Here is a 17,420-nt window from a genome sequence, read left to right on the forward strand (position 1 = left end):
ATGACCTCGCAACCTCAGGCTGCCACCAGGACGTCCATGCCCATCGCCATCATCGGGGCCTCGTGCATGGTGGCGGGCACCGAAACGCCCGAGCAACTCTGGCAATACATCGTCGCGGGGACCCCTCGGTTCTCACAGGTGCCCGCGTCGCGCTTCCGGTGGGAGAGCTTCTACAGCAAGGACTCCTCCGAGACGGAGAAGGGCGAGGTGTGGCGGGCGTCCTTCTTCGGCGACCTGGAGCTGCCCTGGCGTGAGTACAAGGTCGGGCCGAAGATGCTCGACGAGCTTCACCGGTGCGAGCTGTACACCGTGGAGGCCATCCGGCGCGCGCTCGCCGATGCGCGCCTGCTGGAGCGTGAGTTCGCTCGCGAGCGGACCGCCGTCATCATGGGCGGGTCGGAGATGGGCTACGACTCCCGCATCGTCCATCCGTTCCTCTGGCACCTGCCCCAGTTGATGGAGGCCATCCAGGCGGCCGTCGATGGTTCTGGCCTCCCCGAAGAAGCGCGCCGTCGCATCCTGGAGGCCTCGGAGAAAACGTTCCGCGAGGTCAGCCATCGCGAGTTCACTCGAGGCACCGTCTCCGGCATGAGCCTGGCCCTGGGGCGTGCCTGCTCGTTGTTCGACTTGAAGGGGCCCCACTTCGTCGTGAACTCCGCGTGCTCCTCCGTGCTCTCCGCGCTGGAGAGCGCGGTCAACGGACTCACGCTGGGGGACTACGACGTCGCGCTCGTGGGCGGCACCAGCCCGTACCTGACGCCCGCGCCCTTCGTCACCTTCGAGCGCATGCGCCTGTTGACGCGCGATGCACAGCCTCGTCCCTTCGACTCCGAGGCCACGGGCACGCTGCTGGGAGAGGGCACGGGCTTCTTCGTGCTGCGCCGCCTGGACGACGCGCTGAAGAACGGTGACTCCATCCACGGCGTCATCCGGGGAATCAGCGGGGCGAACGATGGTCGCCGAGGCGCGTTGATCAGCCCGCCCGTCGAGGCCCAGGTCCTGGCGGCCCAGCGGGCCTACGAGCTGGCGGGATATGCGCCCGACTCGGTCCAGTACCTGGAGTGCCACGCGAACGGTGTGGAGTTCCTGGAGGCGTCCGAGCTGGCGGCCATGAGCAAGGTCTTCAGCGGCCATGCGCCGCGCGGCCTCACGCTGGGCTCGACCAAGAACATGGTGGGCTATCTCCTCTCGGCTTCGACGCTGCCTGGCATCATCCGCACGCTGATGGCCCTGAAGCACCAGACGCTGCCGGCCCAGGCTCACGTGCGTCAGCTTCGTGACGAGTTCCACGTGAAGGGCGCGCCGTTCCAGGTGCTGTCCGAGCCCGTTCCGTGGAAGGCGCCCGCGGGCGGAGTCCCTCGCCGCGCAGGCGTGAACTCGCTGGCGATGGGAGGACAGGCCTACCACCTCACGCTGGAGGAGTACCTGCCCGAGTACCACGCGAGTCTCGTCGCGAGCCTCGGCCCTCCGCCGAAGCGCGAGCCTGTCGCAGTCGTCGCGTACGGCGCCCTGGCGCCCGGTGCCCACAACAGCGACACGTTCTTCGAGAACGTGATGGCGAAGCAGAACCAGATCATCCGAATCCCCAAGGACCGGTTCAACATCGACCGGTACTTCGGACCCGAGGGAGAGACGGGGAAGATCTACTGCCCGCTCGGTGGCTTCATCGAGGACTTCACCTTCGACGAGAAGGCGTTCCTCATTCCTCCGACGCTGGCGGCCCAGTTGGATCGCTCCCACGTCTTCGCGCTGACGGCCGCCTCGGAGGCGCTCCGCAAGACGACCGCGCCGCAGAAGGCACCGCAGCGGACCGCCGTCTTCATGGCGGACATGCCCGGGCGCTTGCGTGAGCGCGAGGTGGAGCTGCGCATCGCCTATACGGAGATGGATGTTCTGTTCCGGCGCGTGCTCCAGGACAGCGGACTGACCGCCGCCACCACGGAGCAGCTTGCCCGACAGGCCGAAGGGAACTTCAAGGTCCACATGGCGCCGATGACGCCGTATACCCACGCGGGGTATGCGGGCAGCTCGGAGGCCACGCTCATCGCCCATGTGTATGGGTTCAAGGGCGCCACGGGCATCTTCGAGAGCACCTGTGCGTCGTCGCTGGCCGCCATCGAGGCGGGTGTGGCCAACCTCCAGTTGGACCTCGCGGACGTCGTGCTCGCGGGCGGCTCCTTCGCGGACCTGGCGCCCGAGCTGTATGCCATCAACTGCACCTTCCGGGGCATGAGTGGAACCGGCAGCCGTCCCTTCGACGCGGATGCCTCCGGGTTCATCCCTGGAGAGGGCGCGGGCGTCGTCGTGCTCAAGCGACTGAAAGACGCGGAGCGGGACGGGGACACGATCCTCGGCGTCATCAAGGGGATTGGCTCCTCCAGTGACGGCAAGGGCAAGTCGCTGCTCGCGCCCAACCAGGTGGGCCAGGAGCTCGCGGTCCGACGCGCCCTGGAGCGCGCCGAGGTCGCACCCTCATCCATCCAGTACATCGAGTGCCATGGCACCGCGACGCCGGTGGGCGACTTCACGGAGATCTCCACCTACTCGCAGGTCATGCAGGGGCAGGCGCCGCGCTCGGTGGGCATCGGCTCGGTGAAGTCGATGATTGGTCACCTGCACTCGGCCGCGGGTGTCATCAACCTGGTCAAGGTCTTGAAGAGCCTGGAGCACAAGGTGCTGCCGCCCCAGCTCAACTTCGAGCGCCCGAACCCGGACATCGCCTGGGACACCGTGCCGTTCGAGGTCATCACCGAGCCTCGCGCCTGGGCCCCTCCCGCTGACGGAGGCCCGCGCCGCGCGGGTGTCAGCGCCTTCGGCATGGGCGGCACCAACTACCACCTCGTGGTGGAGGAGTACCGGGGACGGCAAGACGACTCGGCACTGAGTCCCTCGTCCTTCCCGATGGTGGGCTCCGTGGTGGAGCGCACCGAGGCTTCGCTGACCGCGCTGCGTGAGCTGAGCCTGGAGACGGACCCCTACCTGCGCGAGCACAAGGTGAATGGAGTCGCCGTGCTCCCAGGTACCTTCGGCATGGAGTTGATGGCCGAGGCGGCTCAGTTGCTGCGGCCGGGGCTCCAGGTGACGGGACTGGAGGGCGTGCGCTTCCATCAAGCGGCGAAGGTCTGGGAGGGCCGGACCACGCGGCTGCTCGTCACCGCTCAGGCGGGAGTGGCGGATGCCGTCGGGCGCGTGGCCGTGGCGCTCCATGTGGACATGGAGCTGAAGCCTCGCGCGGACCTGCCCGCCATCCGACGCAAGCTCTACACGGGGACCGTGATGCTCGGTGCGCGGCGGACCGTGTCGGACGGTGACGCCGTGATGGTGGATGCCGGAACGGCGGCGCTCTTCACCGCCGAGGGACGCCAGGACTTCCAGCCCTATTACAACCAGGGTGAGGAGGCCTACCTCGGGCCTCGCATGCAGGGCTGCCGTCACATGCGGTTCCTGTCGGCCACTCAGCAGGCCGCGTGGGTGAAGGAGGAGGGGACGCACGACCTCTTCTCGTTCACCACGGAGCCGCGTCTGCTGGTGTCGCCGCTCGCGCTCGATGCCATCAATCACGCGGCGGGGATGACGGCGTACTACTCGCTGGAGTCGCTCGTGCTCCCGGAGGGTGCGGACAGCCTGCGGCTCCATGCTCCACTTCCGCGGGGCGAAGAGGTCGCTGTCCACTGCACGTATCTCGGGTCCCAGGATGGAATCGCCCGGCTCCGCGTCGTCGCCTTCCATCCTCGGACTCGGAAGGTCTACGTCGAGATCGACGGACTCCGCTTCAGCGTGCTGGGGCATCTGGGCCCGGTGCTCAAGCCCTTCCTCGATGGTCGCCAGAAAGGAATGTCAGGACGCGTGTAGCCCCTTGGGCCCGTCATGACTCGCACCATGTCTTCACCTTCGTCCTTTCAAGTGCCGTTCCTCGTGGGAGTTCGCGCGGCCGGCTTGTTGTTGTGTCTGCTCTCCTGGCGACTCGGAGGGTGGGCGTGGCTCGGGTTCGCCTGGGGGGCCCTGAGCTTGCTGCGCGTGCCTCGCCGGGGACTGCTCGTGGAGCTGGCGGTCGCCTCCGCGCTGTTGCTCGTGGTGGCGCCCGGGTGGCCTCCGCTGGTGGCCGCCGCCGTGATGTTGCTCGTGATTCCACTCGCGCCCGAGTCGGGTGGGCTGCATCTGAACGGACTGGACCGCTACTTCTATCTGCAAGACGGTCCTGGCTCGCGGATGAACTCGCACCACTTCGTGGACACGGACACGCCGCTGGAGCGCGAGCCGCTGGAGCGCGCTGTCTCCGCCGTGCTGCACGAGGTTCCGCTGGCGCGCTCGTTCGTCCGCGAGGCGACGCTGGGTGTGGCGCGCTTTGTCGCCCGCCGCCCCTGGGTGGAGCCGGCTCGGCTCCTGTGTTGGTCCGATGCTCCGGTGGAGGCGGAGGACTCTCGCTTGCTGGATGCGCCCATGGACCTGCGGCGACTGCCGCCGTGGCGGGTGATTCACGCGCCGAGGCCCGAAGGGGGTTACCGCCTGTGCCTCACGGTGCACCACTGTGCCGTCGATGGTGAGGGCGGTCTGTTGATGCTGGACCTGCTCGTGCGCCGCTACAACGAGCTGCGCGCGGGGAGGCCGCTCTCGCCCCAGCTCCCTGTTCACGGTGGGCAGCGGCTGCGCGCGCTGCTGCGGCCTCGGGGCTTCGCGGGGATGTGGAAGCTGATCTCCCGCCACTTCGCTCCGGGAGACAAGGACAAGGGGGCCTCGGCCCTGCTCGCGGACGACGTGGCCGCGCACCCCACGCACACGCGGCACCATCTGCTTCGCATCCCGGCTGACACGTGGCTGCGCCTCAAGGCGGTCTCCAGCGCGGAGGGCGTGAGCCGCAATGACCTGCTGGTGGGGGCCGTGTTTCGCGCGGCCAGCGCCCTTCGTCTCGCGAGGGGATGGCCCGACCTGCGCTTCCGGACCTTCGTGCCGACGAACCTGCGGGGCGCGCTGGGAGTTTCCTCCGGGCTGGGGAACTACCTGGGGATGCTGCAAGTCGTGGCGAACCCGGAGGACATCCGCTCACCGAAGCTGGAGAAGACGCTCTCCGAGTCCATCAAGAACCTGCGCGCTCCCGACGAGGCCGTGAGCTTCATGGTCAACATGGGCCTGCTGACGCTCATGCCGCCGGGGATGTTCAGGGGTGGGTTGCGCCGCAACGACGCGGACCCGTCCGCGTTCAACTACTCGCTCCTCGTGAGCACCATCCGACAGCCCGAGGAGCTGGCCCTGCCCGAAGGAGTGGTCACCGAGAGGGTCCTGGTGCGCGGCTCGCTCACGGGCCGTCCCTGCTTCGGGGTCGTCATCATCCACTCCGGTGGTGAGGTGCACGGGGTGCTCGAATACCTCTCGCCGACCGTTCGTGACGAGACGGCGCGCGAGTTCACCGAGCGCTGGGTGGCCGAGGTGGAGCGGCTCGCGGTGGGGACCCAGGTCCGGGCCGCGGCGGGGTGACTTCATGAACGACACAACGGCGGGTTCGTGGGCGTGGCTCTTCCCGGGACAGGGCTCACAGAAGGTGGGCATGGGGCGGAAGATGCTCGAACGCTCCAGCGCGGCCCGGAGGGTCTTCGAGGAAGCGTCGGAGGCGATTGGAGAGGACCTGACGCGACTGTGCCTGGAGGGGCCCTTCGAGCGGCTGACGGCGACCGAGAATGCCCAGCCCGCAATCGTCACGGTGAGCGTGGCGTGTCTGGCGGAGCTGGAGGAGCGAGGTCTCCGGCCCTCCGTGGTGGTGGGGCACAGCGTGGGCGAGTTCTCCGCGTTGGTGGCGGCGGGATGCATGCCGCTGGCGACGGCGGTCCGCGCGGTGCGCAAGCGCGGGCAGCTCATGGCGAGCGTGACGGCGCCGGGAGGGATGCTGGCCGTCATGGGGCTCGACGGCGCGAGGCTGGAGGCGCTGTGTCGCGAGGCCGCGAGAGACGGTGTCGTGGTGCTGGCCATCCACAACAGCCCTCAACAGTTCGTGCTCTCCGGAGACCAGGGGGCCTTGGAGCGATTCAAGGACGTGGCCATCTCGGCCGGCGCGAAGGAGTGCGTGATGCTGGAGGTGAGCCACGCCTTCCACTCTCCGCTGATGGGGCAGATTCATGAGGAGTGGGGGGCCGTCGTCGCGGGCCTTCAGCTTCGGATGCCCCGGTGTCCCGTGCTGCTCAACACCACCGCGAAGCAGGTGAAGACGCTGGTCTGCATCCGGAAGTCCCTGCTGGCTCAAATCACGGGCCCGGTGCTGTGGACGCAGTGCGTGCAGGGGCTTGTCGAGCTGGGCGTGACACAGGTGCTGGAGGTCGGAGACAGCAAGGTCGTCTCCTCCCTCGCACGCAGGACTGTCCCCACGCTACGGACGCTGACGTTCCAGGAGCCCACGGTCTTGAACCAGCTCACATGACGTCGGGCGCCCGGAACCCGTCAACGCGGGTGAGACAGCGAACTCATGGTCAGAGGCCCCCGGCACTGCCCACGGTGGCGAGCAGGGCGCGCAGGTTCGTCAGGTAGGCCGAGGACAGCCGCTCCATCGTCTCCCTCCGGTGGAGGTTCTCACTGTAGGCCCAGACCAGATGGAAGGTGCCTTCGGAGACATAGGCGGTGATGTCCAGCACCCGCGAGCGAGGGCCGTCGAGTCCCCGCTCGGGGCCGATGGGCTCCGAGGAGGGACGCAGCGGCGCATCTCCGGAGCGCACCAGGTCGAAGTGTCCCAGGTAGTTGAAGCACACCTCGGTCCTCGGCAGCCGCGAGAGCTGCTCGCGCACGGCTGTGTCCTGGCTCAGATAGCGCAGGATTCCGAAGCCCACGCCTCGGTCGGGCACGGCCTGGAGCTGCTCTCGCACGGACTGGAGCAGTGCGGGGGCGGAGGCGCCCTCGGGCGCTCGGACCACTACGGGGCTCAACGCGGTGAACCAGCCGACGGAGCGCGACAGCTCCACGCCTTCGAGGATGGACTCGCGGCCGTGGTTATCCAGCTCCAGGAGGTGTGACGCGCGGCCTGTCCACTCGGTGAGCGCACGCACGAGCGCGGCCAGCAGCACGTGGTCCACGTTGACGCCGTGCACGTCGCGCATCCGGTACAACAACACGCGCGTCTCCTCCTGCGTGAGCGACGCCTCCACCAGTCGCGTGGAGCCTTCGAGGTTGCGCCCATCGGGCAGGTCTCGCGGAATGGGGGCCACCTCGCGGTAGACCTCCGGGCGCCAGGCCCGCAGCTGCTGGTGGGCCGCCTCGGATTGGGCGTACTCAGCCAGCCTTCGCGCCCACTCCTGGTAGGACGTGCTCTTGGGGGGAAGCCGTGGCTCCTTGCCGGCGCCGAGCTGCTCCCACAACGTCTGCAGGTCTTCCATCAGCACGCGCCACGAAATCCCATCGGTGGCCAGGTGGTGGATGATGAGCAGCAGCCGTCCAGGCTGCTCCGTACCCCAGTCGAAGTGCGCGACGCGCAGCAGCGGTCCTTCGGTGAGGTCCAGACTCCGCTGGAGCACGGTCGCGAGTCGCTCCTGCTCGAGGAGGCGCTCCGCGTCGGGCAGGGCGCTCAAGTCATGGTGGCTGAAGGGCACGGCCACGTCGGCGGGGGCGTACGTCTGCTCCCAGCCCGTGGCGCCCTGGCTGAAGCGCAAGCGCAGGGCGTCGTGGTGCCGCATCAAGTGTCCCGCGGCCTCTTCCATCCGCGCCGGAGACAGTCGCTGGTGCACCTCGAAGAGGAACGCCTGGTTCCAGTGGTGGCGCTCCGTCGGATACAGCTCGAAGAAGCGACTCTGGATGGGCGTGAGCGGCAGGGCTCCGGAGACGCTCTCCCCGGACTCGGAGGCGGGAGTGCGCACGCGGGCCGCCAGCTCCGCGAGGCTCTGGCACTCCAGGATGTCGATGGGCGTCAGTTGCAGCCCCGCCTGGATGGCCTTGGCGACCACCATGATGCTGAGGATGGAGTCTCCACCCAGCTTGAAGAAGTTATCCCCAGGGCTCACGTGCTCGACGCGCAGCACCTGCTTCCAGATGTCGGCCAGGAGCAGCTCCGTGGGCGAGTGGGGCGCGTCGCTGGTGGACTCGCTCGGCGCGGCGGGCGCTGTCGGCGCGGGGAGGGCCTTGCGGTCCACCTTCCCATTGGGCGTGAGGGGCAGCGCTTCCAGCACGACGAAGACGCTCGGCACCATGTACTCGGGCATCTGGTGGGAGAGGCGCTCGCGCAGTGGCTCCGTGGACAGGTCCTGGCCCGCGTGGGGAACCAGGTAGGCGACGAGCCGCTTCGTGCCCGGGAGGTCCTCGCGCGCGAGCACCACCGCGTCCCGCACCTCGGGCTGCTGGCAGAGGATGGCCTCCACTTCGCCCAGCTCGATGCGGAAGCCACGAAGCTTCACCTGGTTGTCGATGCGGCCGAGGAACTCCAGGGCGCCATCCGACAGGCGCCGCACGACATCTCCGGTGCGATAGACGCGCTCCCCTCCGAGCCGCACGAAGCGCTCGGCGGTGAGCTCGGGCCGGCCGAGGTAGCCCCGCGTGACGCCCGGGCCACCGACGAACAGCTCGCCGGGCACGCCCACGGGCACGGGCCGAAGGTGGGCATCGAGGACGTGGGTGGTGGTGTTGCCGATGGGGAAGCCCAGCGGGACGGTGGTCGCGGGCTTGTCGGTGAGGCTCGGCGGTACGGCCCAGGTGAGGACTCCGATGGTCGTCTCGGTGGGGCCGTAGTGGTTGATGACCCGGCAGTCGGGCGCCAGGGCCCGCACCCGCTCCATCAGCTCCCAGCGCGACGCCTCGCCACCGAGGACGAGCCGCTGGCGCGGCAGCACCTGCTCGGGTCGCGACGCGGTGAGCAGCGCGGTCAGGTGCGAGGGAACAATCTTGAGGCAGTCGATGCGCCGCGTGTGCATGTACTCGGCCATGGACTCGGGATTGGCGGAGCGCTCGTCGGAGATGACGTGGAGGGCGCCTCCGGAGGCCAGCGCGGGGAAGACCATGGTGTTGCCCAGGTCCGCGGCGAACGTGGAGACGGTGGCGTAGCGAAGCCCCGAGGGCACGTCGAGGACGCGGGAGATGCCCGCGAGGTAGTGGCCGAGGTTGCCGTGCGTGATGCCGACCCCCTTGGGCTTGCCCGTGGAGCCGGACGTGTAGATGACGTAGACGAGGTGCTCCGGCCCGACGGTGCTGATGGGATTCTCGCTGGAGCGCGTCGCGAGCTGAGCGTCGAGGGTGTCGAGGCAGAGCACGTGGGCTTCATTCGCCGGGAGCGACGCGCGCAAGGACTCCTGCGTGAGCAGCACGCCGAGGCGCAGGTCCGACATCATGAACGCGAGGCGCTCCTGGGGCAGTCCCGGGTCCATCGGGAGATACGCGCCACCGGCCTTGAGGATGGCGAGCAGGCCCACGAGCAGGTCGAGTGAGCGTTCGAGGTACAGGCCGACCACATGGTCCGGACCCACGCCCAGGGACTGGAGATGCCAGGCGAGCCGGTTCGCGCGCTCGTTGAGCTGGCGGTAGGTGAGGGAGTGGTCCTCGAAGACGAGCGCCGTGGACTCGGGAGTGGCCTGGGCCTGTTGCTCGAAGCGGGTGTGGAAGCAGCGTGACGATTCGTCCAGGAGGGTGGCCGCATTCCACAGGGAGAGCTGGCGCACCTCCGGGTCCGTCAACATGGGCACGGCGGTGATGGGCTGGTCCGGTGTGGCGGCGAGGCCCTCCAGCAGTCGACCCAGGTGGCCGAGCATCCTCCGGATGGTGTCGGGCTTGAAGAGGTCCGTGCTGTAGGCGAACGAGGCCTGGAGCCCCTCGGCGCTCTCGCTCATGAAGAGGTGGAGATCGAACTTGGTGTAGTTCCACTCCGTCTCCAGGACGGACAGGTCGAGCCCCGCCATCTTCAGGTGCGCATAGGGACTGTCCTGGAGGTTGAAGCGGACCTGGAACAGCGGGGAGTAGCGAGCATCTCTCGGGACCTGGAGCGCCTCGACGACCTGCTCGAACGGGACGTCCTGGTGGGCATAGGCCCCCAGGGCGACCTCCCGCACGCGGCGCAGCAGCTCACGGAACGAGGGGGCGCCGGAGAGCTGGGTGCGCATCACCAGCGAGTTGACGAAGAAGCCAATGAGCCCTTCGAGCTCCGCGCGGTTGCGGTTGGCGATGGCCGTCCCGACGCTGATGTCCTCCTGCCCCGAGTAGCGGGAGAGCATGAGCTGGAAGCCCGCGAGCAGCGTCATGAAGAGGGTGGTGCCCTCCTGCCGGCTGAGTCGCTTGAGCGAGTCGAGCAGCGACAGCGGCAACGTGAGGCTCTCGACGGCGCCTCGGAGGGACTGGGACGAGGGGCGGGGGAAGTCGGTGGGGAGCTCCAGGACGGGCGGAGCCCCCGCGAGCTGCTGCTTCCAATAGGAGAGCTGGGCGTCGAGGCGTTCGCCGTGGAGCCACTCGCGCTGCCAGACGGAGAAGTCGGCGTACTGGATGGGCAGCGGCGCGAGGGTCGCCGGCTGGTTGTTCGAGAACGCCGTGTAGAGGGCGCTCAGCTCGCGGAAGAGCACGTCCATGGACCAGCCATCGGAGACGATGTGATGCATCGTCAGCAGCAGCACATGGTGCCGCGGAGCCGTGCGCAGCAACGCCGCGCGGATCAAGGGGCCGCGTGCGAGGTCGAACGGTCTCGCTGCTTCCTCGGTTGCCAGGGTGAGGACCTGCTCGGACGCGTTGGCGTTCGCTGACAGGTCAATGAGGGGCAGCGGCAGCGAGAGAGAAGTCGCGATGAGCTGGAAGGGTTGGCCGTTGTGGAGGGCGAAGGAGGTGCGGAGGGCCTCATGGCGCTCGACGAGGGAGTCGAGAGTGCGCTGGAGGGAGGAGAGGGAGAGGTCGCCAGAGAGGTGGATGGCGAGAGGGACGTTGTAGGCGGCGCTGCCAGGCTGGAGTTGGTCGATGAGCCAGAGGCGCTGCTGAGCGAAGGAGAGAGGGAGAAGAGAGTCCCTGGAAGAGGGGGAGATGGGAGAGGAGGCGTGAGGACCGGAGAGGGAGTCGGAGAGGACGCGAGCGAGGGAGGCGACGGTGGGGGAAGAGAAGAGGTGGCGAAGGGGAAGCTCGACGCGGAGGGTTTCGCGGATGCGAGAGACGAGCTGGGTGGCGAGGAGGGAGTGGCCGCCGAGGTCGAAGAAGTTGTCGAGGACGCCGACGCGAGGGAGGCCGAGGAGCTGAGCCCAGAGGTTGGAGAGGAGCTCTTCGAGGGGAGAGCGAGGAGGGAGGAAAGAGTCGGAGTGGGAGAGGGAGTCGTCTGGGGGAGGAAGGGCCTTCCTGTCGACCTTCCCGTTGGGGGAGAGAGGAAGGGAGGGGAGGCAGACGAAGACAGCGGGGAGCATGTAGTCGGGCAGGGAGCGCTTGAGGAAGTCACGCAGCTCGGAGCCGGAGGGAGGAGAGGAAGAGGAGAAGTAGGCGACGAGGCGGCGAGCACCCGGAGCGTCTTCGCGAGCGAGGACGACGCAGTCGTTGAGGGCGGGGTGGCGAAGGAGAGCGGCTTCGACTTCACCCAACTCGATGCGGAAGCCGCGAAGCTTCACCTGGTTGTCCTGTCGGCCGAGGAACTCGATGGAGCCGTCAGGGAGGAAGCGCGCGACGTCGCCGGTTTTGTAGAGGCGGGAGTCGGGGGAGAAGGGGTTGGAGATGAAGCGGGAGGCAGTCAGCTCGGGCTGGTGGAGGTAGCCCCGAGCGAGGCCGTCGCCGCCGACGTAGAGCTGGCCCGGGACGCCGAGGGGGAGAGGCTGGAGCGAGTCGTCGAGGATGAAGCAGGAGGAGTTGGAGAGAGGCTTGCCGATGGGGACGGTGTGGAGAGGGGGAGGAGGAGAGGAGATGAGGTGCCAGGTGCTGAAGGTGGTGTTCTCGGTGGGCCCGTAGACGTGGAGGAGGCGAGAGGGAGGGCCGTGGAGGAGGACGGAGCGGACGACGTCGGGGTCGACGAGCTCCCCGCCGAAGAGGACGGAGGAGAGGGTGGCGAAGGCGCTCGGGGAGTGGTGGGCGATTTGGTTGAAGAGGGCGGTGGTGAGGAAGAGGGTGGAGATGGCCTCTTCACGAAGCCGCGCGGCGAACAGTGAGGGGGAGAGGGAGACGTCGCGAGGGATGCCGACGAGACGAGCGCCGTTGAGGAGGGCGCCCCAGATTTCAAAGGTGGCGGCGTCGAAGGAGGCGTTGGAGACCTGGGCGACGCTGTCCGCGGGAGAGAGCTGGACGTAGTCGGAGTCGCGGACGAGGCGGACGACGCCGAGGTGAGGGACGGCGATGCCCTTGGGCTGGCCGGTGGAGCCGGAGGTGTAGATGGCGTAGGCGAGATTCGCCGGCGTCGCGGCGCTGTCTGGCGCGTGCGTGGGGAGTTGGGAGATTGCGGAGGACTCGGCCTCCAGCTCCAGCAGGCGCACGTCGCTCGGAAGCGAGAGGCTCTGGGAGAGCGCGCGAGAGGTAATGAGGAGAGGAGCGCGAGAGTCCCGGAGCATGAGGGCGAGGCGCTCGGGAGGGTAGGAGGTGTCGAGAGGGAGGTAGGCGCCGCCGGCCTTGAGGCAGGCGAGCATGGAGACGATGAGAGAAGGAGAGCGCTCCAGGTAGAGGCCGACGAGCGTGTCTGGGACGACGCCGAGGGACTGGAGGTGCCATGCGAGCTGATTGGCCTGGGCCTCGAGCTGCGCGTACGTGAGGCCGTCGTCACCGAAGCGAAGCGCGAGCGCGTCGGGAGTGGCACTGGCCTGTGCGGAGAACAGCTCGTGGATGCACTGCCGCCGAGGGAAGTCGGTGGAGGTGGCGTTCCAGTCGACGAGCAGCTGCCGGCGCTCGGTGTCCGAGAGGAGCGGGAGCGAGGTCACCGAGCTGTCGGGCTGGCGAGCCGCGGCGGAGAGCAGCGTCTCGAAGTGGCCCAGCATGCGCTCGATGGTGGCCGCGCTGAACAGGTCGGTGTTGTACTCGACGGCGCAGTGCAGTCCCTCGGGTGATTCGACCGTGGCGAGCAGGAGGTCGAACTTCGACGTGGCTGTCCGTACCTCGCGTGACTCCATGGACAACCCCGCTGCCGTCGGAGGTTGGGCGACGCCACTCTGGAGCGCGAACATCACCTGGAAGAGCGGCGAGTAGCTTGGATCTCGTTCAGGCTGGAGCGCTTCGACGACCTGATCGAAGGGAACGTCCTGGTGGGCATAGGCCCCCAGGGCGACCTCGCGCACGCGGCGCAGCAGCTCCCGGAAGGACGGGGTGCCCGACACGTCGGTGCGCATCACCAGCGAGTTGACGAAGAAGCCGATGAGTCCTTCGAGCTCCGCGCGGTTGCGATTGGCGATGGGCGTGCCGACGCTGATGTCTTCCTGCCCGCTGTAGCGCCGCAGGAGGAGCTGGAAGCCCGCGAGCAGCGTCATGAAGAGGGTGGTGCTCTCCTGTTGGCTGAGCCGCTTGAGTGAGTCGAGCAGCGGTCGCGGAAGGTCGCGACTCGCGACGGCGCCTCGGAAGGACTGGGCCGCTGGACGAGGGAAATCGGTGGGAAGGGGCAGGAAGGGCGGAGCCCCCGCGAGCTGCTGCTTCCAGTAGGAGAGCTGGGAGTCGAGTCGTTCCCCGTGGAGCCACTCGCGCTGCCAGACGGAGAAGTCGACGTACTGGATGGGCAGGGGCGCGAGGGGTGAGGGCTCGTCGCGAACGAAGGCGGCGTAGAGGGCGCTCAGCTCGCGGAAGAGCACGTCCATGGACCAGCCATCGGAGACGATGTGATGCATCGTCAGCAGCAGGATGTGCTCGCGCTCCTCCGGCCGTAGCAGCGCGGCGCGCACCAGTGGACCTCGGCTCAAGTCGAACGGCTGTTCCGCTGTTTCTTTCGACAGCTCGCTGAGTCGCTGCGTCCGCTCCTCGTCGGAGAGGTGACGCAGATCAACGCATGTCAGCGGCAGCGAGAGAGAAGTCGCGATGAGCTGGAAGGGTTGGCCGTCGTGGAGGGCGAAGGAGGTGCGGAGTGCTTCATGGCGCTCGATGAGGGAGTCGAGAGCGCGCTGGAGGGAGGAGAGGGAGAGGTCGCCGGAGAGGTGGATGGCGAGAGGGACGTTGTAGGCGGCGCTGCCGGGCTGGAGCTGGTCGATGAGCCAGAGGCGCTGCTGAGCGAAGGAGAGAGGGAGAAGAGAGTCCCTGGGAGCGGGGGAGATGGGAGAGGAGGAGTGAGGACCGGAGAGGGAGTCGGAGAGGACGCGAGCGAGGGAGGCGACGGTGGGGGAAGAGAAGAGGTGGCGGAGGGGAAGCTCGACGCGGAGGGTTTCGCGGATGCGAGAGACGAGCTGGGTGGCGAGGAGGGAGTGGCCGCCGAGGTCGAAGAAGTTGTCGAGGACGCCGACGCGAGGGAGGCCGAGGAGCTGAGCCCAGAGGTTGGAGAGGAGCTCTTCGAGGGGAGAGCGAGGAGGCAGGAAGGAGGTGGAGGAGGAGAGGGAGTCGTCTGGGGGAGGAAGGGCCTTCCTGTCGACCTTCCCGTTGGGAGAGAGGGGAAGGGAGGGGAGGCAGACGAAGACAGCGGGGAGCATGTAGTCGGGCAGGGAGCGCTTGAGGAAGTCACGCAGCTCGGAGCCGGAGGGGGGAGAGGAAGAGGAGAAGTAGGCGACGAGGCGGCGAGAGCCCGGAGAGTCTTCGCGAGCGAGGACGACGCAGTCGTTGAGGGACGGGTGGCGAAGGAGAGCGGCCTCGACTTCACCCAGCTCGATGCGGAAGCCGCGGAGCTTCACCTGGTTGTCCTGGCGGCCGAGGAACTCGATGGAGCCGTCAGGGAGGAAGCGCGCGACGTCGCCGGTTTTGTAGAGGCGGGAGTCGGGGGAGAAGGGGTTGGAGATGAAGCGGGAGGCAGTCAGCTCGGGCTGGTGGAGGTAGCCCCGAGCGAGGCCGTCACCGCCGACGTAGAGCTGGCCTGGGACGCCGAGGGGGAGAGGCTGGAGGGAGTCGTCGAGGATGAAGCAGGAAGAGTTGGAGAGAGGCTTGCCGATGGGGACGGTGTGGAGAGGGGGAGGAGGAGAGGAGATGAGGTGCCAGGTGCTGAAGGTGGTGTTCTCGGTGGGCCCGTAGACGTGGAGGAGGCGAGAGGGAGGGCCGTGGAGGAGGACGGAGCGGACGACGTCGGGGTCGACGAGCTCCCCGCCGAAGAGGACGGAGGAGAGGGTGGCGAAGGCGCTCGGGGAGTGGTGGGCGATTTGGTTGAAGAGGGCGGTGGTGAGGAAGAGGGTGGAGATGGCCTCTTCACGAAGCCGCGCGGCGAACAGCGATGGCGACAGGGAGACGTCGCGAGGGATGCCGACGAGCCGAGCGCCGTTGAGGAGGGCGCCCCAGATTTCAAAGGTGGCGGCGTCGAAGGAGGCGTTGGAGACCTGGGCGACGCTGTCAGCGGGAGAGAGCTGGACGTAGTCGGAGTCGCGGACGAGGCGGACGACGCCGAGGTGGGGGACGGCGATGCCCTTGGGCTGGCCGGTAGAGCCGGAGGTGTAGATGGCGTAGGCGAGATTCGCCGGCGTCGCGGCGCTGTCTGGCGCGTGCGTGGGGAGTTGGGAGATTGCGGAGGACTCGGCCTCCAGCTCAAGCAGGCGCACGTCGCTCGGAAGCGAGAGGCTCTGGGAGAGCGCGCGAGAGGTAATGAGGAGAGGAGCGCGAGAGTCCCGGAGCATGAGGGCGAGGCGCTCGGGAGGGTAGGAGGTGTCGAGAGGGAGGTAGGCGCCGCCGGCCTTGAGGCAGGCGAGCATGGAGACGATGAGAGAAGGAGAGCGCTCCAGGTAGAGGCCGACGAGCGTGTCTGGGACGACGCCGAGGGACTGGAGGTGCCATGCGAGCTGATTGGCCTGGGCCTCGAGCTGCGCGTACGTGAGGCCGTCGTCACCGAAGCGAAGCGCGAGCGCGTCGGGAGTGGCACTGGCCTGTGCGGAGAACAGCTCGTGGATGCACTGCCGCCGAGGGAAGTCGGTGGAGGTGGCGTTCCAGTCGACGAGCAGCTGCCGACGCTCGGTGTCCGAGAGCAAGGGGAGCGCGGTGATGGCGGTGTCGGGCTGCTGGACGGCGGCGGTCAGCAGCGTCTGGAAGTGGCCCAGCATGCGCTCGATGGTGGCCGCGTCGAAGAGGTCCGTGTCGTACTCCAGCTCGCCGGTGAGGCCCGAGGGCGTTTCCTCCAGCGACATCAGCAGGTCGAACTTCGACGTTCCGGTCTCGACGGGAAGCGCGGTGACGGAGAGCCCTTCGAGCGCGGCGGAGGCGGTGGCTGACTCCTGAAGGGAGAACATCACCTGGAACAGCGGGTTGTGGCCGAGGTTGCGCTCGGGATGGAGCGCCTCGACGACGTGCTCGAAGGGGATGTCCTGGTGGCCAAAGGCCTGGAGCGAGACCTCGCGGACCTGCCGGAGGACCTGACGGAAGGAGGGCGCTCCCGTGAGGTTCGTGCGCAGCACGAGGGTGTTGACGAAGAAGCCGATGAGCCCTTCGAGCTCCGGTCGGTTGCGGTTGGCGATGGGCGTGCCGACGCTGATATCGCTCTGCCCGCTGTAGCGACCGAGGAGGACCTTGAAGAGGCTCAGCACCGTCATGAAGAGCGTGGCCTTCTCTTCACGGCTCACGCGGCGCAGGGCGCTCAACTCCTCCACCGGAATGGCGAATCGGCGCGCGGCCCCCTGGTTCCGCTTCACGGTGGGGCGCGGGTGATCCGTCGGCAGCATCAAGAGGGGCGGCGCACCCGCGAGCTGATGCTTCCAGTAATCGAGCTGCTCGCGGAACGCCTCGCCACGCAGCCACTCGTTGTGCCAGAGCGCGAAGTCCGCGTACTGGAGCCGGAGCGGCTGGAGGCTGGGCTCGGTGCCCAACCTCATGGCGCTGTAGTACGCACCCAGCTCGAAGAAGAAGACGGCCATCGACCAGCCGTCGGAGACGATGTGATGCATCGACAGGAGCAGGACATGGTCCTCCTCCTCGGCCCGTATCAGGGTGGCCCGCACCAGCGGCGCCTGACTCAGCTCGAACGGCTTGCGAGACTCTTCCCCCGCGAGGTCCCGGATGCGTTGCTCTCGCGCGTCGGCGGGAAGAGGGCCCAGGTCGACGTGGTGAAGCTCCAGGGACAGCGCTGGCGCGATGTCCTGGTGCGGATCGTCCTGGAGGGTGGTGAAGCAGGTGCGCAGCGACTCGTGCCGCTCCATGAGCTTGTTCAGGGACGCGCTCAGGGCGCGTTCATCGAGCGGCCCCTGGAGGCGGACGAAGATGGGCACGTTGTATTGGGCCCGCCCGGGCTCCAGTCGATCCAGGAACCAGAGCCTCCGCTGCGCGGATGACAGTGGGACGCGGTTGCCTCGATCGGCGCTCGGAAGGATGGCCTTCCGCGACGGCGTCTCCTTCTGGAGCGCGGCGGTGGAGGCACGGGCCTTGGCATTGAGGATGCGGTCCGAAAACTTACTCATGGCTGGGGGACTCGTTCGTCAAACGTGAGA

The 17,420-nt window shown here is 68.1% G+C and carries 4 protein-coding genes; 3 read left to right on the plus strand and 1 reads right to left on the minus strand.

Features of this window, described 5'->3' with window-relative positions:
- From ACN469_RS26290 to fabD, 3 genes are read left to right on the plus strand one after another with little or no spacing between them, the layout of a single operon-like run.
- Nucleotides 1–3,852, plus strand: a complete 3,852-nt coding sequence (locus tag ACN469_RS26290) for a polyketide synthase family protein (protein ID WP_498771959.1) — start codon at nt 1–3, stop codon at nt 3,850–3,852.
- Between the two features lie 27 nt (nt 3,853–3,879).
- The gene (locus ACN469_RS26295; protein WP_498771961.1) at nt 3,880–5,472 is read left to right on the plus strand and encodes a hypothetical protein; all 1,593 of its coding nucleotides are present in this window, start codon (nt 3,880–3,882) and stop codon (nt 5,470–5,472) included.
- Nucleotides 5,473–5,476: 4 nt separating this feature from the next.
- Nucleotides 5,477–6,406, plus strand: a complete 930-nt coding sequence (gene fabD / locus ACN469_RS26300; RefSeq protein ID WP_498771963.1) for an ACP S-malonyltransferase — start codon at nt 5,477–5,479, stop codon at nt 6,404–6,406.
- A 49-nt stretch (nt 6,407–6,455) separates the two neighbouring features.
- Here fabD and ACN469_RS26305 read toward each other — a convergent pair whose 3' ends face one another.
- Nucleotides 6,456–17,390: a non-ribosomal peptide synthetase gene (locus tag ACN469_RS26305; RefSeq protein ID WP_498771965.1), complete on the minus strand. Its 10,935-nt coding sequence runs from the start codon at nt 17,388–17,390 to the stop codon at nt 6,456–6,458.
- Nucleotides 17,391–17,420: the final 30 nt, after the last annotated feature.

The sequence above is a fragment of the Corallococcus terminator genome, from assembly GCF_049194865.1.
GTDB lineage: Bacteria > Myxococcota > Myxococcia > Myxococcales > Myxococcaceae > Myxococcus > Myxococcus terminator_A.

Coding starts and splice junctions, on each gene's coding strand:
- ACN469_RS26295 (WP_498771961.1), top strand. CDS start 3,880: ATGTCTTCACCTTCGTCCTTTCAAGTGCCGTTCCTCGTGGGAGTTCGC.
- fabD (WP_498771963.1), top strand. CDS start 5,477: ATGAACGACACAACGGCGGGTTCGTGGGCGTGGCTCTTCCCGGGACAG.
- ACN469_RS26305 (WP_498771965.1), bottom strand. CDS start 17,390: ATGAGTAAGTTTTCGGACCGCATCCTCAATGCCAAGGCCCGTGCCTCC.
- ACN469_RS26290 (WP_498771959.1), top strand. CDS start 1: ATGACCTCGCAACCTCAGGCTGCCACCAGGACGTCCATGCCCATCGCC.